Annotated in this window: 21 protein-coding genes, 1 tRNA gene and 1 other RNA gene; 15 read left to right on the top strand and 8 right to left on the bottom strand. The window is 26.7% G+C overall.

From position 1 onward, the window contains the following. Nucleotides 1–37: 37 nt before the first annotated feature. Nucleotides 38–715, bottom strand: a complete 678-nt coding sequence (locus QIA00_RS00245; protein ID WP_316256823.1) for a queuosine precursor transporter — start codon at nt 713–715, stop codon at nt 38–40. Nucleotides 716–830: 115 nt separating this feature from the next. On the opposite strand from QIA00_RS00245, the gene ssrA reads away from it, so the two are divergent. Continuing rightward, nucleotides 831–1,192: a transfer-messenger RNA gene (gene ssrA, locus QIA00_RS00240) on the top strand. Between the two features lie 86 nt (nt 1,193–1,278). Here the strand turns inward: ssrA and QIA00_RS00235 are convergent. Continuing rightward, nucleotides 1,279–1,350, bottom strand: a tRNA-Gly gene (locus QIA00_RS00235). A 150-nt stretch (nt 1,351–1,500) separates the two neighbouring features. Between QIA00_RS00235 and QIA00_RS00230 the strand changes: the two genes are divergently transcribed. After that, on the top strand, nt 1,501–1,869 hold the full coding sequence (locus QIA00_RS00230) for a PUR family DNA/RNA-binding protein (RefSeq protein WP_316256821.1): 369 nt from the start codon (nt 1,501–1,503) through the stop codon (nt 1,867–1,869). Between the two features lie 29 nt (nt 1,870–1,898). On the opposite strand, the gene QIA00_RS00225 is transcribed toward QIA00_RS00230, so the two are convergent. Then, entirely contained in the window at nt 1,899–2,444 is a 546-nt protein-coding gene (locus QIA00_RS00225) for a ribonuclease HII (RefSeq protein ID WP_316256820.1), read from the bottom strand. A 91-nt stretch (nt 2,445–2,535) separates the two neighbouring features. Here QIA00_RS00225 and QIA00_RS00220 point away from each other — a divergent pair, with 91 nt between their 5' ends. The 4 genes from QIA00_RS00220 to phoU are packed head-to-tail and all read left to right on the top strand — an operon-like array spanning nt 2,536 to nt 7,129. After that, on the top strand, nt 2,536–4,983 hold the full coding sequence (locus tag QIA00_RS00220) for an AAA family ATPase (RefSeq protein ID WP_316256819.1): 2,448 nt from the start codon (nt 2,536–2,538) through the stop codon (nt 4,981–4,983). A gap of 25 nt (nt 4,984–5,008) precedes the next feature. After that, nucleotides 5,009–5,410, top strand: a complete 402-nt coding sequence (locus QIA00_RS00215) for a hypothetical protein (protein WP_316256818.1) — start codon at nt 5,009–5,011, stop codon at nt 5,408–5,410. Continuing rightward, on the top strand, nt 5,407–6,447 hold the full coding sequence (locus QIA00_RS00210) for a tetratricopeptide repeat protein (RefSeq protein WP_316256817.1): 1,041 nt from the start codon (nt 5,407–5,409) through the stop codon (nt 6,445–6,447). Before QIA00_RS00215 ends, QIA00_RS00210 begins: the two co-directional genes overlap by 4 nt. Nucleotides 6,448–6,457: 10 nt before the next feature. After that, nucleotides 6,458–7,129 carry a phosphate signaling complex protein PhoU gene (phoU, locus tag QIA00_RS00205; protein WP_002556647.1) on the top strand — a complete coding sequence of 224 codons (672 nt, stop codon included), beginning with the start codon at nt 6,458–6,460 and terminating at the stop codon, nt 7,127–7,129. An 83-nt stretch (nt 7,130–7,212) separates the two neighbouring features. On the opposite strand, the gene QIA00_RS00200 is transcribed toward phoU, so the two are convergent. After that, nucleotides 7,213–8,064 (bottom strand): protein-glutamate O-methyltransferase, encoded by an 852-nt coding sequence (locus QIA00_RS00200; RefSeq protein WP_316256814.1) that lies wholly within the window; start codon nt 8,062–8,064, stop codon nt 7,213–7,215. Nucleotides 8,065–8,249: 185 nt separating this feature from the next. On the opposite strand from QIA00_RS00200, the gene QIA00_RS00195 reads away from it, so the two are divergent. From QIA00_RS00195 to QIA00_RS00170, 6 genes are all read left to right on the top strand, one after another. Beyond that, a complete protein-coding gene (locus QIA00_RS00195) occupies nt 8,250–9,752 on the top strand; it encodes a peptidylprolyl isomerase (RefSeq protein ID WP_316256812.1) in 1,503 nt (500 codons plus the stop codon). Between the two features lie 12 nt (nt 9,753–9,764). Further along, entirely contained in the window at nt 9,765–11,297 is a 1,533-nt protein-coding gene (locus QIA00_RS00190; RefSeq protein ID WP_316256810.1) for a pallilysin-related adhesin, read from the top strand. 8 nt (nt 11,298–11,305) lie between these two features. Then, nucleotides 11,306–12,043 (top strand): 1-acyl-sn-glycerol-3-phosphate acyltransferase, encoded by a 738-nt coding sequence (locus tag QIA00_RS00185; RefSeq protein WP_316256809.1) that lies wholly within the window; start codon nt 11,306–11,308, stop codon nt 12,041–12,043. 20 nt (nt 12,044–12,063) lie between these two features. After that, nucleotides 12,064–13,863: a DNA topoisomerase IV subunit B gene (locus tag QIA00_RS00180; RefSeq protein WP_316256808.1), complete on the top strand. Its 1,800-nt coding sequence runs from the start codon at nt 12,064–12,066 to the stop codon at nt 13,861–13,863. Nucleotide 13,864: 1 nt separating this feature from the next. Further along, nucleotides 13,865–15,745 (top strand): DNA topoisomerase IV subunit A, encoded by a 1,881-nt coding sequence (locus QIA00_RS00175; protein WP_316256807.1) that lies wholly within the window; start codon nt 13,865–13,867, stop codon nt 15,743–15,745. Nucleotides 15,746–15,812: 67 nt separating this feature from the next. Beyond that, on the top strand, nt 15,813–16,352 hold the full coding sequence (locus QIA00_RS00170; protein WP_316256806.1) for a P13 family porin: 540 nt from the start codon (nt 15,813–15,815) through the stop codon (nt 16,350–16,352). 68 nt (nt 16,353–16,420) lie between these two features. On the opposite strand, the gene smpB is transcribed toward QIA00_RS00170, so the two are convergent. Both smpB and QIA00_RS00160 read right to left on the bottom strand, forming a co-directional pair. Further along, a complete protein-coding gene (gene smpB / locus QIA00_RS00165) occupies nt 16,421–16,873 on the bottom strand; it encodes an SsrA-binding protein SmpB (RefSeq protein WP_316256805.1) in 453 nt (150 codons plus the stop codon). Between the two features lie 11 nt (nt 16,874–16,884). Beyond that, the gene (locus QIA00_RS00160) at nt 16,885–18,360 is read right to left on the bottom strand and encodes an SUMF1/EgtB/PvdO family nonheme iron enzyme (protein ID WP_316256804.1); all 1,476 of its coding nucleotides are present in this window, start codon (nt 18,358–18,360) and stop codon (nt 16,885–16,887) included. 71 nt (nt 18,361–18,431) lie between these two features. Between QIA00_RS00160 and QIA00_RS00155 the strand changes: the two genes are divergently transcribed. The 3 genes from QIA00_RS00155 to QIA00_RS00145 are packed head-to-tail and all read left to right on the top strand — an operon-like array spanning nt 18,432 to nt 20,470. Next, nucleotides 18,432–19,412, top strand: coding sequence for a S26 family signal peptidase (locus QIA00_RS00155; protein WP_316256803.1), 981 nt, complete (start codon nt 18,432–18,434; stop codon nt 19,410–19,412). Between the two features lies 1 nt (nt 19,413). Next, nucleotides 19,414–20,049 carry a signal peptidase I gene (lepB, locus tag QIA00_RS00150; protein ID WP_316256802.1) on the top strand — a complete coding sequence of 212 codons (636 nt, stop codon included), beginning with the start codon at nt 19,414–19,416 and terminating at the stop codon, nt 20,047–20,049. Beyond that, nucleotides 20,039–20,470: a DUF188 domain-containing protein gene (locus QIA00_RS00145; protein WP_316256801.1), complete on the top strand. Its 432-nt coding sequence runs from the start codon at nt 20,039–20,041 to the stop codon at nt 20,468–20,470. The genes lepB and QIA00_RS00145 overlap by 11 nt, the downstream gene beginning before the upstream one ends. Here QIA00_RS00145 and bamB read toward each other — a convergent pair. Together bamB and QIA00_RS00135 are read right to left on the bottom strand one after the other, a co-directional pair. Then, nucleotides 20,456–21,505 carry an outer membrane protein assembly factor BamB gene (gene bamB / locus QIA00_RS00140; protein WP_316256799.1) on the bottom strand — a complete coding sequence of 350 codons (1,050 nt, stop codon included), beginning with the start codon at nt 21,503–21,505 and terminating at the stop codon, nt 20,456–20,458. The two genes, QIA00_RS00145 and bamB, sit on opposite strands and share 15 nt — an antisense overlap. Before the next feature lie 7 nt (nt 21,506–21,512). Then, the gene (locus tag QIA00_RS00135; RefSeq protein ID WP_316256798.1) at nt 21,513–22,151 is read right to left on the bottom strand and encodes a BB0027 family outer member beta-barrel protein; all 639 of its coding nucleotides are present in this window, start codon (nt 22,149–22,151) and stop codon (nt 21,513–21,515) included. Nucleotides 22,152–22,261: the final 110 nt, after the last annotated feature.

The raw sequence follows: 22,261 nt of genomic DNA, 5'->3' as shown, positions 1-22,261 counted from the left end.
CTTAGATAAAGTTTTTTATTTATGCAAATTAACTTTTTCATTTTTGAAGCTTTATATATTTTACAAAAAAATATATAAAAGGTGTTCCCAAAATTCCTGCTAGACCTTTAATTAGGTATGTGGAAATTACTATATCTAGGAAAGCTTGCCTTGGAAATACTTTAAAATATGTTGCTATGCCTACAAAAATTGTTGTATCTATTAAGCTACTTATTAATGTTGATCCATTGGTTCTGAAAAATAAAAATTTAGGAAATTTTTTTTTAATAAGCTGATATAGATAAACATCGTTTAATTGGGATACTAGGTATGCAACAAGAGATGCTAATAGTAAAGCCGGTATTGAAGAGAAAATGTTTTCTAAACTTTTAAAATTTTCTTGAGTTCTATTTGACATAAAGTGTATTTGTGCATTTGTTAATACTGCAAAGACAATAAAGCTGATAAATCCAATGTAAACGGCTTTTTTTGAAGTTTTTTTTCCATAAAATTCTGATAGAATGTCTGTTGCAATGTATGATGATGCATAAATAATGTTGCCCAATGTAGCATTAATTCCAAATATTGTAATTTGTTTTAAAACTTGAATGTTTGCTATAATAATTGCTACTGCAACCCATGCAAATAATCCGTTTTTTTTAAAAAAAAAGGATACAATAATCAAAAATGAATAAGTAGTAATTAGCATAAAAACCCATAAAATTTCATTAAACATAAAATTACCTTTTACTAATATTGGATTTACTATTATAAAATTTTAGTTTAGTTTTTTCAAATAAGACTAAGCATTGTTGTTTTCTTAAAATTATGCTATAGTGGCTTTTATATAAGGGGATGTTTTGGATTTGACTAAAGATGCTAATATTATAAGTTGCAGGCAGAGGGAATCTCTTAAAACTTCTAAAATAAATGCAAAAAATAATAACTTTACAAGCTCAAATCTTGTAATGGCTGCTTAAGTTAGCAGGGAGTTTTGTTGAATTTGGCTTTGAGGTTCGCTTATACTCTTTTTGACATCGAAGCTTGCTTAAAAATTTTTTCAAGTTGATTTTTAGGGACTTTTATACTTGAGAGCAATTTGGCGGTTTGCTAGCATTTCCAAACCATATTGCTTAGTAAAATGCTAGATAAGCTTGTAGAAGCTTATAGTATTGTTTTTAGGACGCGGGTTCAATTCCCGCCATCTCCATTTATTTCATTCTTTTATTTATCTTTTAAATATAATTCTCATTTCTAACAAGTATTGTCAAGTTTGAAAAGCGTACTGTCATTATTTTAAGCGTCCTATCGGAATCGAACCGACATCATTAGCTTGGAAGGCTAAGGTAATAGCCATTATACGAAGGACGCAATACAATAATTTACTTATATAAAAAAAATCAATTTATGTCAATAAGATTTATTGTAATGTCATTTTTGGCTAGTAATTTTTTTTTTAAATAAGTACAATTAATTTAACTTAAATGTAGTCAAGTATAAAAACTTGTGTGGAGGAAATTGATGGGAGAGAGAGGGGAAGTATACTCTGAGAAACTATTTACAGAGTCCGAGAGAACTTATTTTTTTAATGTAAAGGAAAATAGAAAAGGAGATTATTTTTTAAATATTGTAGAGAGCAAAAGAAATCCAAGTGGAGATTTTGAAAGACATTCTATTTTTGTATATGAAGAGAATATAAGTGAGTTTGAATCCAATTTACTTAAAGCAATAGCGGTTATTAAGCAGAAAGTATCTACAGAGCCCGGGAGTTCTTTTGCAAGGCATAATAAAGGGTATGGTGAATATGGAGAGAAATCTAAATTAGACGATTCTAGATTTGATAAGAAATCTCAATTATCAGGCGGGCGATTTAAAAAGAAGGATTATTAAATTTTATTATCTTTATTTATTTTTTAAAATTAAATTAGTTTAAAATTTTTCCTGTGAAGGCTTAAAACCCCATATTTCTTTATTGCATTTTTATGTTCTTTTGTGGGGTATCCTTTATTTTTCTTAAGTAAATATAATGGATAAATTTTATCGTATTCATCCATTAGTTTATCTCTTTTGACTTTAGCAATAATTGAAGCAGCCTTTATTTCGTCTATTATTGAATCTCCTTTAATTATTGCTTTAACATTTTTTGCTGTTATTTTGGGGACAAATTTGCCATCTACAAGTACTAGGCTACAATTTAATTTTAGGTTTTCGTATGCAGTTTGCATTGCAAGAAGGGATGCGTTGTGAATATTTATTTTTTCTATTATTATATTTGAAATTTCAGCAAATGCATAATACGAGTTTTCAAGTATTAATGAGGATAGGTACTCTCTTTTTTCTTTTTTTAGTTTTTTAGAGTCATCCAATTCTTTTATAAAGCTAGGTTTTTTTTTGAAAACTACAGCAGCGCTTAGAATGGGTCCAAAAATGCAACCTCTTCCAACTTCATCTATTCCGCAAATCATAATTGACCTTTTTTAAAAATATTTTTATTTATTATAATATGAAATTGTAGATTTATCAGTAATTGGTTTTTAATTTTAATTGGGAGTTAGTTTGGTTTTAAAAAAAATAATGCTTTTAGGGTTTAAATCTTTTTTAAATAGACAAGAGTTTGAAATAGGTGAAAATTTAAGCTTTATTGTGGGTCCTAATGGATGTGGAAAGAGCAATCTTATTGATGCTGTACGTTTTTGTATGGGAGAAGATAATTTAAAATTTTTAAGGGTTGAAGATATTTCTGATTTAATTTCTGTTTCAAAATTAGGGAAATCAAATTTTGCAGAAATAACTCTTTTTTTTAGCAATATTAACTCTGAAAAATTGACTTTTAAGGAATTTGAAGGAGATTTTTATATTCGCAGGCGTCTTTATAAGGACGGTTCAAGTGAGTATTATTTTAATAATAAAATTTTGAATTTTCAAAATTATAATAGACTTTTGAACAGTTTTAAGTTTAAAAAGTCGCCTTATATGTTTATAAATCAAGGCAGGGTTGAAGACATTTCTTTGGAAAGAAATGTAAATCTTAAAACTTTAATTGAACAGGCAAGCGGAATAGATATTTTAAAAATTGAAGAAGAAGAGGCTTTGAAAAATTTTAAGCAATCTAATCAAAATTTATCATCTTTGTTATCTCTGCAAGAAAATTTAAGGCAAAAGTACGACAACATAAAAAATGTTTACCTTTTGAGAAAAAAACATCAAGATTTAAGTCAAAAATTAGAAGCTTTAGAAAAAACAATAACGTTAAAAAAACTTTTCAATATTAATTTTGAGCTTAATATCTTGAAGAGTGAATTAAATTTAGACGGTTTGACTAAATTTTTGTCTTCTAGTTTTAAGGAAAAGTTAGAATTTTATTCATTTAGAGAAAAAAATGTCATTAACAATATTCAAGCATTAGAAAAAGATCTTGAGCTTGTGAAGTCTAAAATTCTTGGACTAGAAATTAAAATTCAAAAATTAGAACAAGAAAAGACATTAAAGATGAATTTAGAAGATAAGTTTGCCAAGAGCAAATCTGAATCTGAAGAGAAAAAAAATTCTATAAATAGCAATTTATATCAATTAAATAGTTTACTTAAAGAAAAGAAAAATGAATTTTTTTCTTTAAGTGACGAGATTAATAGGTATACTAAAAGTTTTTTTGAACTTGTTGATTTAATTTTATCTGTATTAAAGAGTGCCAAATCAGAAGAGTTTGTTTTATTAAAAGAGAATATATTAGACTCTCTTAAACTTTTTGAAGAATCATTGAGTATAAAATATATTAAAGAGATTAGAGTAAATTTAATCAAGTATATAAGCAAAGATGAGAAGCTTTTGGCTTTATTGAGGGACAAAATTGAGCCTATTTTCGATCAAAATGTTGATTTGAAAAAATTTTTGCTCGAAAAAAATGCTTTAAAATCAAATCTTGCTAAAGAGATAACAAATATTGAGAGATTAATTGAAGAAAAAACTTTTCAATTAAATGATGTATTAGGTGAGCTTGAGTATATAGAGCTTTCTAAATTTAAAAATTTGGATGAAATTAAACTTATAGATGGCAATTTGGAATTTTTATTTGAATCTAAGAATAGCCTTGATGAAGAGCTTAAAGATTTGTATTTAAAGCTTGAAAATTTAAATTTAGAAAAGAGTGATATTCAGCTTAATTTAAGTAATCTTATTGGTGCTTCAAAATTCAGTAGTGAGCCTTTTAAGGAAAAAGATTTTAGTTCTTTAGTTTTTTTAAATGATTTTAAAAAAACTAATTATTATGAATATATAAAAAAACAGACGGAATACGAATTTCTTTTAAATTCTAATGTAAGCATTAAGAGCGAAATAGAAAATTTCAATGTTTCTAATGAAATGTCTGATAAATTTGAATTGGAAGAAGATCTTGCAACCAGAGAGTTGTTGCGCAAAGAGATAGATACAATCAATCTGGGTGATTATGTATTTTTCAATATTGATAAAGAATTTGATGAAACTAAGGATCGTTTTGAAAAAGTAAGTTTACAAGTAGAAGATTTAAAGCTTTCAAAATCTTCATTGCAGAAGCTTCAAAAAAAAATAAAAAATGAGATTTATAAAAAATTTAGAGAATCATTTGATGAGATTAATAAAAATTTTTCTTACTTTTTTAAAAAAATTTTTAAAGGAACTGCCAGTCTTTTTTATAATGAAAATACCGATAATGTTGAGATTAGAATAAATTTTTCAAACAAATTTGTCAAAAACAATAATATGCTTTCAGGAGGCGAGAGTACTTTGGTTAGTATGGCTTTTTTATTTGCACTTTATTATTATTCTCCTGCTTGTTTTTGCATGCTTGATGAAATAGATGCAGCTCTTGATTTTGAGAATAGCAAAAAACTTTCTTTGCTTTTAAAAGAATTGGGGAAAAAAATCCAACTCTTAGTAATAACCCATAATGCATATGTTTCTGAAGGTGGTGAAAATTTGATAGGTATTACACTGGATAATGGTGAAAGCAGGGTGTTTAATATATAATTAAGTTAGATTTAAGGAAATTAACATGCAAGATAGAAAGTTTAGTTTTAGAAAGTATTTTTTAATTTTAATATTTTTGATTTTTATTGTTTCAGGTATTACTTATTTTTATTCAACGCAAATGTTAGAGAAATCTCAAAAGTCTGTTGAAGACAATTTAGACGCTAAGGTCAAATTAGTTGATATGGAAGATTTTTATTTTGATTTAAATGAATGTCTAAATATGGATGATTTTTTTATTCCAAGGCCTGATTTTTTAAATGAAAATTTAAATAAAAATTTAGTTGTTGATGGGTTGATTAAAAATAAATTTCTTGATGAAAATTTTTTCAAGGATCTTTGGATTAAAAAGGAAAATTTATTTAATGTTGATATTGAAAAGGAGAATGAAAAATTAATAGATAAGATTTTAGAAATTTCCAAATGATTAGAAAATATTTGATTTATATAAGTTTGCTATTTATTGTTTTTGAAGTTTGCTCTAAGCCAGCTTTTATAAATCAAAACGATTCATACGAGCTTGATTTTAGTAGTAGAGAGGTAGATATTAATGTAAATACCAATTCAAAGTTTAAGCTTTCTTTTAAAGATGAGTCTTGGATTTATATTAAAAGCATTGAAAATGATGCTTTTATTAAGTTAATTGGAGAATCTTATGAAAATGGTGCTGTTTTTACTTTTAAAACTTTTAAAAAAGAAGGCAAAATTAAATTGGTTTTCAGTTATCAAAATGTTAAAGATTTAAGTGAATTTAATAAAATAATTATCTTGAAAATTACAAAGAAGTTTGAAGTTGCAATTCCACATGGCAGTGGTGTTGGCTCTAGCAAGGACAATAACATTGCAAGTGCTAATAATCTTGAACTTGGAAGGGATAGTATTGACGGGGTAACCTCCAAAGAGATTATTGTCAGGGCTTTAAATTTGTCTTACATAAATGATTACAGGGGAGCAATAGATTTGCTTAATAAGTATAATTTCGATGACGATAAATATATTTTATTGAAGGCGGAAATTCATTATAAAAATGGGGATTATTTAAAATCTTATGAAAATTATTTGAAATTGAAGAGCAAATATTTTCAAAGCATTGTTTTTGATCTAATTAAGCTTGGTATAGAATTAAATATTAAAGAAGAGGTTTTGGAGAACGCTAGATATTTAGTTGAAAAGAATGTTGATTTTTCTGAGAGTATTTATCTTGAGATTTTTGAATTTTTAGTAACAAGGGGAGAGTATGAGTTTGCTTTAAATTTTAGCTCTCTTTACTTTCCTAAGTATATTAATTCAAGTTTTTCAGACAAATATAGTTATTTGTTGGGAAAACTTTATGAGTCTGAGAGCAAGCATAAAGATTTTTTAAAGGCTTTGCATTACTATAAATTGGTTATTGATAATTACCCTTTTAGTTATTATTATGAGAAAGCCAAGATAAGATATTTATTTTTAAAGCGGTTTTTTTAGGAGATATAATATGATAAGGAGAAAGCTTACTAAACAACTTGAAATAATAAAAGATTATCTTTGGGATATGAAAGAATGTGTGCTTAAAATTATAGATGATTCTTTAATAGCTTTAGAATCTAAAGATAAAAATTTAGCTAAAAAAATAATCAATGAAGATGAAAAAATAATAGATGATTATCAGTACGATATTGAAGATTTGTGTGGAAGAATAATTGCGACTGAGCATCCTGTTGCTACAGAGCTTAGAGAAATTTTAGCAATTATTAAAATAATAAGTTCTCTTGAAAGGATTGCAGATCATGCTACTAAGATTGTAAAGGTTGTTCTTTTGCTTGAATCAGATTTGGATGATTTTGATTTTCTTAATTTATATTTTAAACCTTTAAGAGAAATGGCCGATACAGCTAAAGAAATGTTGTCTGATATTTTTGATGCATATTTTGATGGAGATTTTACTAAAATATTAAAGATAGTTAAGTATGACAATATAATAGATAAATTATTTTCAAAGCAGAAAAGTATTGTTATTGATGCAATGAAAAAAAATCCTGAAAATTTGGATTATCTTTTAAATATCTTATTTTTGAATAGTTTTTTAGAAAGAGTGGGCGATCATGTAGCAACAATTGGTGAATTGCTTTATTTTATTAGAATAGGTGAAAAAGTAAACTTAACTTAGCAGCATTATTTTTAGATCTTTTAAGTTAAATAAATTTTACATAATAGAAAATTTATTATAAAAAGAATTAATGCTCATGAGCATTAATTCTTTTTATAGGTAGCGGGCATTATGTATTCAAGATTTTTGTTTCCTCTGATTGTTTCTGAATGTCCAATTAAAAGATAAGAATCCTTTTTAAGGTAGTAGTTGAACTTATTGGCAAGGTTGTTTCTAGTTTTTTCATCAAAATAGATCATGACATTTCTGCAAAATATTAGGTCAAATTTTTTGCTAAATGGAAATTTATCATCCATTAAATTTAATTTTTTAAAGTAAACCATTTTTTTTAAAATTTCTTTAACTTGGAATTTATCATCTTGAAGTTTATTTAAATATTTAGTTTTTAAATATTTGGGCAAATTTATTATGCGATCTTCAGGATAAATCCCTTCACGAGCCTCATTTAGAACGCTAATTGAAATGTCTGTTGCCAAGATTTTGACTTTAAAATCCACTTTATTCTGTTCCATGTATTCTTTTAATATCATTGCAATTGTATAAGGCTCTTCGCCACTTGAGCAGCCAGCTGACCATATTCTAATTTCTGAGTTTTCTGAGTTTAATATTTTTTCAGTAAGTTTGGGCAATATTTTATTATTTAAAAAATCAAAATGCTTAGATTCTCTGAAAAAGTAGGTATGATTTGTTGATATTTTATCTATTAATTCGATCAATTGAATATTCCCAGTGCTTTCTTCTAAAAAGTTGATGTATTCGGTAAAATTTTTAAAACCTTTAACTTTAAGAAGGGATGATAATCTGCTTTCAATTAGCAGCTTTTTTTTTTCGCTGAGATTGATTCCAAAATTGTTATAAACTATTTTTATTAATCTTAAAAGTTCGTCCTTAGTTATATTTATATTAAGGTTGAATTTGCTTTGATTCATATTCATATACTTTTGTTTTCATTCTCCTTTTTATCCATAGCGATTCGTTTTCATATTAAAAATGTAATTTTTTTTAGTTCTATAATATTTAAGCGTATAGCTTAAGTTAGATATTTCAATTGCAATAATTTTTCAATTGTGATAATTTAGTAGTTAAATTATTAGTATGCTTACTTATTGAAGGTTGTTTTATGCGAAAAAGAAGTAGAAAAGTCAAAAATGATTTAGTTGTGCTTGAATCTAAAGAAAAAAAAGTTGGTATGTGGGGTATTTTTGCTCTTGTTTTAATTGTTTTCGGATTTATTGTTGCACCTTTGCTTCCAGGGATATTTGATAATGCTCATTCATCTGGTTTAAAATTTGGTTCTTATAAAGGTCAACCTATTTACTATAAAAAAGATAGTAAGTTTGCCAAATATGTTAATTATTATTCAAATCTTTATTCTAGATTGCAGGGCAATGCTAAAAATATTAATACAGATTATAATGCTTGGTATTTGGCATTTATGAAATATGTTGAGGATGTTGCTTTTTTAGACTTAGTAAAAAAATATAATTTTTATATTTCTAAAGAAATGCTAAATAAAAATTTACTTAGATCTCCAGAATATTTAGACTCTAGTGGAAATTTCAGTTCTAAAAGATACAATAAAGCTTCTGATTATCAAAAAGTTAAAATTTATGATGATATGGTAGAAAATATATTGTTTTCCAATGTAAAAATTTTTTTAAATAGTAATTTGATATTTCCCGATTCTATTTTTGATATGATTAAAGATATGAGTACTGTAGAAAGGCATATTTCATATCTTTCTCTTTCCTATCAGGATTTTGCCAATAAAGAGGCAATATCTTATGCTGAAAAAAATTTAAATTTATTTAAACGTTTATCGCTTGCGTCTATTCGTTTTAAAAATATGAATGATGCTCGGACTGCTTATGATAAGCTATTAAACAAAACTCCATTTGAAGAGCTTGCTAAGCTTTATTCAGATGATATAACTAATTTCAAGGGTGTTGTTTCTTTGGATAAGTATTATTTTGATTTAGATCTTAATGTTGAAAAGAAAGAAGATCTAAATTCTATTTTTTCTTTAAGAGAAGGTGAGTTTAGTAAGCCTATCAAGATTAAAAATAAAAATGAATATCAAATATATAAAGCATTTAGTAATGTTCATGATTTTGATAAAAATTCAGATCGTGATATTAGTTCTGTTAAAAATTACATTGAAACTTATGAACCAGGCGTTATTGAGGATTATTTAGAAAATAAGCTGTCTGATTTTCTCAGTGATGTTAAATTTGGTAATTTAAGCCAAGTTCTTGAAAAATATCAGCTTAGCTTAAAAGAAGAAATTGTTAATTTGTCTTATAATATTAATATTTATCCAAATACTCTAAAAGAGTTAGTTGAGTTTAATAATAGTAAGTCTTTTTATGATATTATTTTTGGATTAAAAGAAAATTCTTGGTCTAAGCCTTTTGTAGCAAATAAAAAAGTTTATTTATTTTTTCTCAATTCAGCTAAAAAAAGATCTAATCGGTTCAAAGAAGAAATCAAAAATGAAAAACTTCTTAACAATTTTAATATTGCAAATAGTGGTTTGATTACAGATTTTTTGCTGAATAAAAAAGATTTTGTTAATAATTTTAATGAGTCGTTTTTTGCTTTGCAAAACTTTAGTCAAAATTAAGAAATAAATGTTATGACAAAGGTTTTGGGTGTTAGTGCAATTGCTCTTAGTAAGGATAATAAAGAATTAATTCGGTTTTATAATTATTTTTATAAGTTTTTGTTTTTATTTATTTTTTTTACATTGCTTGCTTGTTCTAAAGTAAGCAAAGATTTTATTGTTTTTAACAAAGATGTAAAGTCTTATTCCAGGATCGATAATCCAAATTCTAATGTTTTAGAAGTTAATAAAATGGAAGATTTTTTTGGGGATATTATAGATTTAAAAGGTTATAAAATTCTTTTAGTTCAGCAGGAAAATTTAAATTTAGATGTTTATTTTGAACAAGTAGTTTTAGCTCAAAATTTTTCAAATCTTAATGCGTATTTGTTTATTATTGGCTTTGATCCTAAAGCCAAAGTCGGAAAGATTCTTTTTAAAACTCAAATAGATATTGATCCAAAAAATTCTTATAACATGTATCTTGAAGATATTACAGGTGATTATGATTTTAATATAGTTGTTCAGGGATTTTTAAAAGATAAATCTGTTTTATATGTTTTTCAAAAATCTGTTTTAAATGATGTATCTTCTTATAAGCCTATATTTTTTGACAAAGTTAATGGCACTGTTATTATAAACAAGTATGCAAGATCTTCGGCTTATGAAGAAAACAGATCAAGAGAAAGCTATCCTATTTCTTTAGAAAAATATGAAAAAGTGGGGGAAGATTTAATAATCAGTAAGATTGAAAAATATGAATATTCTCATGTTCAGGGTAAATACTATCTTTCTTCTGTGAATGAAAAAGTTGGTAAAATCGATAATAATATTTATAAAACTTTAAAGAATTTAAGCAAAGATGAAGTTTATAAATTTTTGCATGGGGTTTGGTATGATGTACATGACTATAATAAAAAGCATGGCAAAGATATTGAGGAAGTTTTATTCTTGTCTTTTGAAAAGCAATCAAGCGAGATTAATCTTTTTAGAAAAAATTCTCAAGAAGTTGCAAAGATTGAATATATTTCAAAACCCGCTTACAACACTCTTAATGTTAGTGCAAAGTCTCTTTTTTCAGATTTGATAGTCTACAACTTTTGGATAAAAATTGTAGATAAAGAAAACATTGAAGTCAAAATTGACACTAGTACGAATTCTTATGATAATAGTGGATTTGCGGGTGCATTTAAGAGGTTTGATGAGAATGTCTTAAATGTTAAAAAAAGGGGCAATGATATTTATTTTATTCCTAATGGAAATTACGTGTATAAAGATAAAATTTATGACTTTTCTTATCCCCATTTAACTTATATTGATGAGAATAAAATTTATTATGGCATTTTTAATATTTTCCCTTTAAAAAATAATTTTGTTCTTGAATATGAGATTGATATGGGTAGTTATAGGCTTATTGAATCTTTTTTTCTTGAGCATAACGAAAGAGTTGTTCAAAAACAAAAATTTTCTACAATCATTTTAAATCCTATTAAAATTTTAAAAGATGATGTAAGCTTAGTTAAAGGGCAAAAATTAAAGCTTGAGCGGATAGAAAAAATAGGATAATAGTTTTTATGAAAATCTTAAGAAGTATTATAACTTATTTTAATGTGTTATTGTTTTTTTTGATTTTAATTTTTTTTTTATTTCCCTTTTACTTGGTTTGTAAAGTTTTCTTACTTGAACGTTATGTTGTTAGACTTAGTTTTATTATGATGCGAGCTTGTATTAAGATTAGCTTATGGCTTGCTGGAATTAAAATTATTATTACGGGTTCTGAGAATATTCCTAAAAAAAGCAATGTAATAATAATGGGAAATCATATTGCGGCTATGGATCCTTTAATTTTTATTTATACTTTTGACTGTCCGTTTGTAATATTGGCAAAACATACGCTGCTTAGGGTTCCTTTTGTGAATATTGTTTTGATTGTTATGGGTGTTATTTTTGTTAATAGAAAGAGTATAAGATCTGCTGCTGCTGCTGAGGTTAAGGCAATAAAGGTTATGAGAGAGGGTAGATCTATTGGAATTTTTCCCGAAGGGACTAGAAATAGGGGGGGGGATACTAAGGTTTTTAAAAAAGGTGCAATTAAGATGGCATTAAAGACAGGAACATCAATTCTTCCTGTTACTCTTTATAATACTAATAACTTTTTTATTAAAAATATTATTTTTAATTCTGGGCTATCTATTTATATTCATGTCCATCCCTTGATAGATGTTTTAAAATTAAGTGAATATGAAAAAGAGAATCTAACTAGTATTATTAGAGATCAAATAGTTAAAAAGCTTGAAACTATTAAAATTTAATTTATAAAGCAAGGATTTAGATGAAGACTCAAAATTATGATGAAAGTAAAATAATTACCCTATCTTCTCTTGAGCATATTAGATTAAGATCTGGTATGTATATTGGACGTTTGGGAGATGGCTCTAATATTGATGATGGTATTTATGTTTTAATTAAAGAGATAATAGACAATTCAATTGATGAGTTTATTGTGGGTTACGGAAATGAAATTTTTATAAAAAAAGAAGATAATCTTATTTCTATTAGGGATTATGGAAGAGGAATTCCTCTTGGAAAAGTTATTGAAAGCGTTTCAGTTATTAATACTGGAGCCAAGTATAATGATGATGTTTTTCAATTTTCTGTAGGGCTTAATGGGGTTGGAACTAAGGCAGTTAACGCCTTAAGTTCAAAGTTTTTAGTAAGATCAACAAGAAATGGTAAATCTTTTGAGGCTTTGTTTTCTAAGGGAAAATTATTGGAATCTAGAGAAATAAAATCTTCTGATAAAGATGGTACTTATGTTGAGTTTTTAGCAGATTCAGAAATATTTGGGAAATATTCTTATAGTGAAGATTTTCTCAAGAGAAGATTTTTCCATTATGCTTGTTTGAATAAGGGACTTATAATAAACTATAATGATCAAATTTTTGAATCTAAAAATGGCCTTTTAGATTTTTTGAATTCAGAAATTAAAAGTGATGATTTGCTTTATGATATTGTTTACTATTCTAGTAAAACTTTAGAATTTGCTTTTTCCCATACAAATAATTATGGGGAGACCTATTTTTCATTTGTTAATGGGCAATATACCAACGATGGGGGTACTCATCAGACCGGTTTTAGAGAAGGCTTTGTAAGAGCTATTAACGATTTTCTTAAAAGATCATATTCTTCAACAGATATTAGGGAGGGGCTTGTTGCAACTCTTTCTGTTAAAATTAAAGATCCAATATTTGAAAGTCAAACTAAGAATAAGCTTGGAAATATTGAGACTAGAGGCAATGTTGCAAAGGAAGTGCAAAAGATAATTTCTGAAATTTTATATAAAGATAAAATACTTGCAAAATTGATTGAGAAAAAGGTAGTTGAGAATGAGCGACTCAGAAAAGAATTAAGTAGTGTAAGAAAAGAGGCAAGAGAGAGAGCAAAAAAAATATCTTTTAAAATCCCTAAACTTAAGGATTGTAAATTTCATTTTAATGACAGCAGCAAGCAGTCAGAACAAACCATGATCTTTTTAACAGAGGGGGATTCTGCAACAGGTTCAATGGTGTCTTGTAGAGATGTTTATACTCAGGCTATATTTTCTCTTAGGGGAAAACCTCAAAATATGTTTGAAAAGAATAAATCTGAAATATACAAAAATGAAGAGCTTTATAACATGATGGTAGCTCTTGGTATTGAAGAATCAATTGAAAATTTAAGGTACAATAAGGTTATAATAGCAACCGATGCAGATTTTGATGGATTTCATATTAGGAATTTGTTGTTAACTTTTTTCTTGACTTTTTTTGAGGATTTAATTTTAAATGGGCATATGTATATTTTGGAAACTCCTCTTTTTAGGGTTAGAAACAAAAAAATCACAATATATTGTTATTCTGAGGAAGAAAAGCAAAAAGCCATTCTTGAGCTTAAGGGAGGATGTGAAGTGACAAGGTTTAAGGGTCTGGGGGAAATTTCTCCAAATGAATTTAAAGGTTTTATTGATATTAATAGCATTAAACTAACAAAGGTGGATCTTTTTAATATTAAAGAGATAAAAGAGAAATTGGGTTTTTATATGGGCCAAAACACTCCTGAGAGACGGAATTTTATTATGGAGAATTTGATTTAATATGGATATTAGAACTGTACTTAAAGATAATTTTTTGCAATATTCATCTTATGTTATTAAAGATCGTGCTATTGCTAGTGTTGTTGATGGGTTTAAGCCAGTTCAAAGGAGAATTATACACTCTCTTTTCGAAATGCATGATGGCAACTTTCATAAAGTTGCAAATGTTGTTGGTAATACAATGAAATATCATCCCCACGGCGACACATCAATTTATGAGGCTCTTGTTAATATTGCCAACAAGGGTCTATTTATTGAAAAGCAGGGCAATTTTGGTAATTTGTTTACAGGCGACCCTGCTTCTGCTTCTAGGTATATTGAATGTAGACTAACCCCTTTGGCTTTTGATGTTCTTTATAGCAAGGAGATAACAAGTTATGAATCTTCTTATGATGGAAGGAATAATGAACCGTTGCTTTATCCTGCCAAAATTCCTGTTATTTTAATTCAAGGAAGTGAGGGGATTGCTGTTGGAATGGCAGCTAAAATATTGCCTCACAATTTTAATGAAATTTTAAATGCAGTAAAGAGCGAGCTTCTTGGAGAGAGTTACGATATTTATCCTGATTTTCCAACAGGAGGAATAGTTGATGTTAATGAATACGCTGATGGTAACGGTAAAGTTTTAGTTAGAGCTAAAATTGATACCATAGATGAAAAAACAATTGTAATAAGGGAATTACCCTTTGGTGAGACTACTGAGAGTTTGATATCTTCGATCGAGAAAGCAATTAGAAAAAATTATATTAAAGTTTCAAGTATTAATGACTTTACTGCTGAGAATGTGGCTATAGAGCTATCTTTACCTCGGGGTGTTTATGCAAGTGAAGTGATTGAAAAGTTGTATCATTATACAAATTGTCAGATATCAATTTCTGTTAATTTATTGTTGCTTAGTGAGAGATATCCTGTTGTTTATACTATTAAAGATCTTATCAAGTTTCATGCTGCGCATCTTCAAAAAATTTTAAAAATGGAACTTGAATTGCAGAAAAGCAAGATTCTTGAAAAAATATTTTCTAAAACACTCGAGCAAATTTTTATTGAAAAAAAGATTTATAAACTTCTTGAAACAATTTCTAAAGAAGAAAATATTGTAAGTATAATATTGTCAGAGGTTTTAAGATACAAAGAATCTTTTTCAAGGGAAGTTTTAAAAGAAGATGTTGAAAATTTGCTTAAAATTCCAATTAGAAAAATAAGTCTATTTGATATTGATAAGAATTTCAAGGATATTAAAATTTTAAATAAAGAATTAAAGAGTATAAATAGCAATATTTCTTCAATAAGAGGATATTCAATAAACTTTATTGATTTATTACTTGCAAAGTATTCTAAAGAGCATAAAAGAAAGACCGAAATTTCTTTAATCAAATCAAAAAATGTAAGAGAAATAGCTACAAAGAATATGAAGGTTTATTTAAACTTAGCAGAAGGTTTTGTAGGGACAAGTCTTTTTGATGGTGAATTTATTGGAAATGCTAGTTATTATGATAAAATATTAGTTTTTAGAGAAAATAGTTATATTCTTAAAAATATTGAAGATAAGACATTTATAGATAAAAAGAATGTCTGTGCTTTAGTTTATGATATAAATAATTCAAAAGAGCAAATATTTTCAATAATTTATTTTAATAGGCTTGACAATTTTTATTATGTTAAAAGGTTTAAAATAGATAAATTTATTGCAGATAAGGTTTATGAATTTTTAGGAGAAAATGATGAATTTGTAGATTTTTCATTGAATCCCGAATTTGTAGAATTTTCAACAAATAAAGATATTGTTAAAAGAATTGAAATTGATAATTTTATGGTCAAATCAAGAAGCTCTATTGGGAAGCGAATTTCAAGTAAAAATTTGAAAAAAGTTAAGTTCAAATAATTTTAAAAACCTTTTTTAAATTTCATTAATATGCTACCATAGTACCAGTTTTAATAAAGGGGTTTTTATGAATAAACTTTTAATTTTTGTTTTGGCAGCCTTTTGTGTTTTTTCTAGCTTTGCTCAAGCTAATGATTCTAAAAGCGGTGCGTTTGGTATGAACGCTGGAGAAAAACTTTTGGTTTATGAAACTAGCAAGCAAGATCCTATTGTGCCATTTTTATTGAACCTTTTCTTAGGGTTTGGAATAGGCTCCTTTGCTCAAGGAGATATTCTTGGAGGTTCTCTTATTCTTGGATTTGATGCGGTTGGTATAGGGCTTATACTTACAGGGGCTTATTTGGATATCAAAGCTCTTGATGGTGGTGCTAAAAAAGCTGATTTTCAATGGACTTGGGGTAAGGGAGTTATGTTAGCAGGTGTGGTTACTATGGCTGTTACAAGATTGACAGAAATTATTCTTCCATTTACATTTGCTAATAGTTATAATAAGAAGCTGAAAAATAGCCTTAATATAGCTTTAGGAGGATTTGAGCCTAGTTTTGATGTTGCGATGAGTCAAGCCAGTGCTCTTGGGTTTGAACTATCTTTCAAAAAAAGCTATTAATTTTATTTATTATAAAATGAGTGATTGCAATTCTGTATTGTGATTGCTCATTGTCATTAAAAGAGTTTTTAATTGTATTTTATTTCTCTACTAAGATCTTTTTTTATGCTTTTTTGTTTTAGTATTTCTCTTTTATCATACAATTTTTTACCTTTACATATTCCAACTTCTACTTTAATTATTGATTTTTTTAAATAAAAACCAATAGGAATTAAAGTATATCCCTCTTTTTCTTTAAATTTTTTTAGCCTTTGTAATTCTCTTTTTTTGATTAGAAGTTTCCTGGGTCTTAATTCATCATGATTGAAGATATTCCCTTCTTTATATTTTGATACATGCAAGTTTTCAAGCCACAATTCTTCTTTTTTTATGCTTGCAAAGCTATTGTTAAATGATATTTTTTTTGCCTTTATTGATTTAACCTCAGTTCCTTTTAGCACTATTCCACAACTTATTTTCTCTTCAATAAAGTAATTAAATTTTGCTTTTTTGTTTTCAAGAAGCAAAGTGTTTGTGTTCAAATTTATTCCTTTTATTCCTTTGATACAATCAACCTAAAACCAATGTTTGGAGAACTCCAATTCTTCAAAAAAGAGGCTTTAGTTGATGGATTGAGCAAATTATTATTATTTTGATAAGAGTATGTTCTAATTTCTGTTATCAATGAGTAAAAATTTGAATTTTCATTATAAAAATTTTTTTCATTTTTGAATATTGCGATATCATTAAAAGATGAATTTTGCATTAAATTCCAAAATCCGACTTTTTTTGATATTTCATTAATATTTAATGGGTTTTTGTTTGGCTCTTTTTGGTACAATTCCCATTCTTGTGATATGGGCAGTCTTGCTTTGAATCCTGATGGAAGTTTTTTAGAGTACCAGTTGGCGTATTCTATTGCTGAGAAATAAGATATTCCTGTGATAGCTTCATTTAAGCCTATTTGATTAAAATTTTTAAGATAATTTTCATCTACAAGTTGTTCTTTAATTAAATTTTCTTTGTTATTTAATGCCCATTTTGGATTTTCTTTTAAAAAATCTTGATACTCGTATTTTGTAACATTTTGTTCTTGAATAAGAAATTCTTTTATACTATAGGTAGATCTTAGTGAAATATTTTTTGAATCCAATGAATCTAATTCATAATTATGAATTTTTTCAATTTTATTTGAATTTATTTTTTTAAATCCAGGTAATTTTATATTGATTTTTTCATTTTTAGAAATTAATTGAATATTTTCATTGTCTAGACTTTTGGCCAATGTTTTAACCCAAGGTTCATTTTTTGTTAGCATTTTTAAATCTTTATCTAAATTTTCCAAAAACCAAAAGATAGCTCTATTTTCTAAATCAAAATTTGTTTTCAAAGAGTTCCATATTTTTTCTTGATTGCCATTGATTTGGCCTATTGAATATACAACTTTATATGAATTTAGAAAATCTTTAAACATTTCGATTGAATTTAAGTAAGGTATGGAATCTTTTAGAAATTTTTTAATGTATTTGGGATGTTCTTTGAGTTCACTAGATATTAATGAAAAAACAGGAATTAGCTTTGTATTTTCATTAATATTTCTTATTTTCACCATTATAGAGAGCTCTTTTTGTCTTTGTTTAATGATCTTTTCAGGATCAACCAGTTCTAAATTTATTTGCAAACTGTAGCTTCCAAAAAATTTATTGTTAATTTTTATCTTTTGTTCATAAGTTTTAAATCCCATCCTCTTTGCTCTAATAATTCCTTCGGTGGCATTTATATATTTGTTAAATGGAGTTCTGCCAATATATTTTTCGTTTAAATATATGTAAGTGTTTGCAATATTAGAATTTATTTTTAAATATGCTCCTGGATTTTTAAACTTAGGCATGATTATTAAAATTGCTACTAAACTTAAAAGCAATATTATTGTTGTAAGAAATACGTAAACTTTGGGCGCTATTCCTAGAATTGGTTTTAATTTAACTTCAAAAAGCTCAATATTTGAATCCTCGTCAACATCTTTCATCTTTTAAAGTATAGAAAAGTATTTAAATAAGTGTCAATATTTTGTATGATTTAATTCTTGAGGGTTAGATTATGTATTTAAGAAGATTGGATAAATTCGCATCTTTTTTGGTACACATTGTTGAGAAATATTTGACATATAGAAAAAGAAAGAAATATTTTTGCAAATTAAGGGCTAAGAAACGAGGTTTTTTGCTTAACTTTTTGTTTGATTTTGTAGCAGCAGCAATTTTTGTATTGGTAATAAATCAATATTTTGTTCAAGCTTATAAAATACCATCAGGATCAATGGAAAATACTCTTCAAATAGGGGATTTTTTATTTGTAGATAAATTTTCTTACGGTCCCGAGCTTTTACCGGGTTTGTTTAAGATTAATGGTTTTAAAGTCCCAGAAGAATCTGATATTATTATTTTTGAAAATCCGGAGTATAAATCTAAGGGCGTTTTTTTTGATATCTTTCAAAGAATACTTTACATGTTAACATTATCTTTTATTGATCTTGATAGAGATGAATATGGTAATCCTAATGTTAGATTTCTTGTGAAAAGGGGTGCGTTTGCAGATGGTAAAATTGTTAGATTTAATAACGGCAAAGCTTATATTAGAAGAGAAGGCGAAGAAAATTTTATTTTAGAAGATTCTTATTGGGATTTGGTTGATAAAAATTTTAAAATTAAAAAAATTGTGGCAGATGAGGACTATGGAATTTATGGTGATTTTGCTATGTTTGTTGCTCTGAGCCAGTTGAATATAAATTTAAGCAGAACTCCCGATTTTTCCTTTTTTGATGCTAGAATGATTGATAGGTTTGAGTTTGAAAGATTGGAATACAAGTATTTAGCTGCTTTTATGCCTTATGTTGATTATTATATGGAAAAAGCTATAATAAGAGATTGTGGTATTTATGTTCCTGATGGATATATTTTGCCAATTGGAGACAATAGAGACAATTCTCATGATGGTCGGTTTTTTGGAGTAATTAATAAGAATAAAGTGCTTGGAAGAACCTTGATAATATATCTTCCATTTTCTAGAGTAGGATTTATTTAAAGTGGCCCCATATTTAACTTTCGAACAAAGGCTTTTAAGGAAAAAACAAAGAAAAGTTTTTTTAAAATATGTTTTAACATTTTTAATTTTAAATTTTTTTTTCACAAAGTTTGTTTTGCAAATTTTTATGATTAGAAGTAATGAGATGTTGCCAACAATAACAAAAAATGCTAGTTTGTTTTTTGTAGCAACTCATATAACTTCTTTTTTTATTCCTTTGAAAATGAATGATATTGTTCTTTATGAAGATTTTAGGTTACGTAATAATTTTTTGTTAACTTTAATAAAAGATTTCTTTTTTTTAAATAAAATTTTTAAAAGAGCAAGCTATAAAGTATCAAGAATAGCAGCTGTTCAAGGCGATTCTGTGTATGTTAGAGGTTTGAATGTCCTGGTAAATAAAAAGGATACAAATTTTTTTTATTTGAATGGTAATTTGGTTAGCTATTACAAATTGAATAATTTTTTTAATACAGACGAAGTGATTAAATGTTTTACTTTGAAAAAAAATGAATTTTTTTTATTAAATGACAATTTAAGTGTTTTAAATGATTCTAGAATATTTGGACCTATTAATAAAAATGCTATTGTTTCTTTTTTGGCCCTTAAGGTACTGGACTATAAGATTGTTAAGTAAAATTTTTGTTGATGCTGATTCTTGTAATTTTAAGATAATAAAATTTTTACAAAAGTTTATATTGCACAATAAATCAAAACTTATTGTAGTTTCTAATAAGTTTTTAAGTTTAGAAAAAACAGAAAATTTTGCTTTAGAGGTGGTAGACAATGTTGATTCATTTATTTTGAATTTAGCAGATAGATGCAGTCTTGTGATTACTCGAGATATTTTTTTTGCCAAACTCCTTTTAGATCTTGGGGTTAAGGTTATGAATGATGAAGGTCGAATTTTTGATATAAATAATATAAATTATTTATATTTCAGATCTAAGATTAATTTCAATTTGAAAATTAAGATTAAAAAATATTATGATGGAGATTTTAATAAATCTAGATATGAAAAATTTATAACTAATTTTTATTCTTTATTCTTTAGTTAATTTTCTGTTTTCCAATTTCCACAAACCTTTTCCCTGAGTTAATATATAAATTGTGTTGTTTGATACAGGAATAATATCATTAAGACCTGTTTTGCTTAGCTGAGATCCGTTATAAGCTCCAGGTTCTACGGATTTTGAGGGCGCTTGTAAAGCAAAAATTCCTTCTTTATTTTTTGTAAATTCTGCAAATCCATTATTACTTCCTATTAATATTGCATCATTAAATTCTCTTGCAAAGTAGCTGCTAAATTCGCCTACTTCGTTTTGAATAAATATTGGTGTTGTGTAATTATTTGCACTTGAGTACACTTTAAATTTTGTATCTAAATTATTATAACCACCAGTTATTACTAAAATTTCAGAAGAACCCCTAATGCTTGTTTTAATGATAGGCATTATTTCTTTGGCTTGTTGATAGTCTATGCTTGTGTAGGTATTGTTATTTATTTGCCATATTTTAAGTGAATTTCCTGTAATTAAGTTGTCTTCATTTGATATTTGATAAAATTTGTCATTTTCAGTAGCTTGTGATGGCGTTTTGTCAGCTCCTTGTAGATCAAAAATTTTCTCACGATTATTTTTGTCTATAGCTAAAATATATGCGTTTTTTACGCCATTTCTTCCCACGGATTTTAAAAATTTATATGCTTTTAGTGGTTTTTTAAATTTTAATTTCCAATCTTTTCCATTTAGCTCGCAAACTTCTAGTTCTTCTTGTTTGTTTTGCGCCAAAAGATAGGTTTTCCCAGATATATTTACAATGTCGTTTATAAATTCATAAGAATCATTCAAATCAATTTTTTCAATCTTACCGTTTTCTTTTTTAAACAAATGCATGGCTGCAATGTATAGAGTTTCTCCTACTAGAGAAATTCCTCTTGGACTTGAACTGCCCAAAATATTGTATTCATGTTTTATTTTTTGCAGATTGCCTAATTGGGAAAATATGGATTCGCTTGAGCATGCTAGTAGTAAAAATATTAATAGGTTTAAAATTAATCTTTTTTTAAAATAGTTTTCATATTTTTGTTTCATTTTTATCCTACAATTTATTTACATTTACTGTAACTGATAATGATACAAGTGCAAAATGTGCCATTTTGGCAGAATTCCCAAATTCAAACATCATCCACCAAGATGCTGTTGCTCCAAAAGCCCATTTATAGTTAAAGTTCCATAAAATTCCGGAACCAAAAGAGATTGTAGGGAGCGCATCAAAAGTTCTTAAATTTGTAATATTATTGTTTCTATCTCCATATGTATTAAGAGAAAACCCTATATTTGTGAAGACTGGAATTTGAAATAATTCTCCTATATCAAATATATAATTTATTGAAAATGTAATAGGCACACTATAAAAAATTTTACCTACACTTGAATCTGGATTTAATATGTTAAAAGAATGGTTAATATCAAAGTTAAACATATATCTTAGTTCAAGTCCAATTGCTAAATTGTTTAAAATATGGTATTGGTATTTTATTGCCCCAATACCTCCTGGATATAAATTGGTAGGATAGGCTTTTGATAAGTCGTTGTAAAAAACAGGAATTCCAACACTTAAATCTATGCCTAAAGTAGAGTTTGTATGCCTATCAATATTGACAGCGGCTGTGATTTTTTTTGTATTTACACCAATTAGCAAAATTGTAATTAGCGTTATAAAAAGATACTTTCTCATTATTCTCCATTCTTTTAAAATTATTATCCTTGTTTATTATAGTTGAAAATAAATTTAATTACAATTTGAAATTTGGTCATTTGGCTTTTCTTATATTAACAATCTAAGTA

The organism is Borreliella americana, assembly GCF_032595795.2.
Taxonomy (GTDB): Bacteria; Spirochaetota; Spirochaetia; order Borreliales; family Borreliaceae; genus Borreliella; species Borreliella americana.
This window is presented reverse-complemented; position numbering and strand designations above follow the sequence as displayed.

Excerpts from the sequence above, each read along its gene's own strand:
- QIA00_RS00135 (WP_316256798.1), bottom strand. The coding sequence starts at position 22,151 with ATGAGAAAGTATCTTTTTATAACGCTAATTACAATTTTGCTAATTGGT.
- QIA00_RS00190 (WP_316256810.1), top strand. The coding sequence starts at position 9,765 with ATGACAAAGGTTTTGGGTGTTAGTGCAATTGCTCTTAGTAAGGATAAT.
- phoU (WP_002556647.1), top strand. The coding sequence starts at position 6,458 with ATGATAAGGAGAAAGCTTACTAAACAACTTGAAATAATAAAAGATTAT.
- QIA00_RS00195 (WP_316256812.1), top strand. The coding sequence starts at position 8,250 with ATGCGAAAAAGAAGTAGAAAAGTCAAAAATGATTTAGTTGTGCTTGAA.
- QIA00_RS00200 (WP_316256814.1), bottom strand. The coding sequence starts at position 8,064 with ATGAATATGAATCAAAGCAAATTCAACCTTAATATAAATATAACTAAG.
- QIA00_RS00215 (WP_316256818.1), top strand. The coding sequence starts at position 5,009 with ATGCAAGATAGAAAGTTTAGTTTTAGAAAGTATTTTTTAATTTTAATA.
- QIA00_RS00175 (WP_316256807.1), top strand. The coding sequence starts at position 13,865 with ATGGATATTAGAACTGTACTTAAAGATAATTTTTTGCAATATTCATCT.
- QIA00_RS00180 (WP_316256808.1), top strand. The coding sequence starts at position 12,064 with ATGAAGACTCAAAATTATGATGAAAGTAAAATAATTACCCTATCTTCT.
- bamB (WP_316256799.1), bottom strand. The coding sequence starts at position 21,505 with ATGAAACAAAAATATGAAAACTATTTTAAAAAAAGATTAATTTTAAAC.
- QIA00_RS00155 (WP_316256803.1), top strand. The coding sequence starts at position 18,432 with ATGTATTTAAGAAGATTGGATAAATTCGCATCTTTTTTGGTACACATT.
- QIA00_RS00170 (WP_316256806.1), top strand. The coding sequence starts at position 15,813 with ATGAATAAACTTTTAATTTTTGTTTTGGCAGCCTTTTGTGTTTTTTCT.
- QIA00_RS00230 (WP_316256821.1), top strand. The coding sequence starts at position 1,501 with ATGGGAGAGAGAGGGGAAGTATACTCTGAGAAACTATTTACAGAGTCC.
- QIA00_RS00185 (WP_316256809.1), top strand. The coding sequence starts at position 11,306 with ATGAAAATCTTAAGAAGTATTATAACTTATTTTAATGTGTTATTGTTT.
- QIA00_RS00210 (WP_316256817.1), top strand. The coding sequence starts at position 5,407 with ATGATTAGAAAATATTTGATTTATATAAGTTTGCTATTTATTGTTTTT.
- QIA00_RS00245 (WP_316256823.1), bottom strand. The coding sequence starts at position 715 with ATGTTTAATGAAATTTTATGGGTTTTTATGCTAATTACTACTTATTCA.
- QIA00_RS00225 (WP_316256820.1), bottom strand. The coding sequence starts at position 2,444 with ATGATTTGCGGAATAGATGAAGTTGGAAGAGGTTGCATTTTTGGACCC.
- QIA00_RS00160 (WP_316256804.1), bottom strand. The coding sequence starts at position 18,360 with ATGAAAGATGTTGACGAGGATTCAAATATTGAGCTTTTTGAAGTTAAA.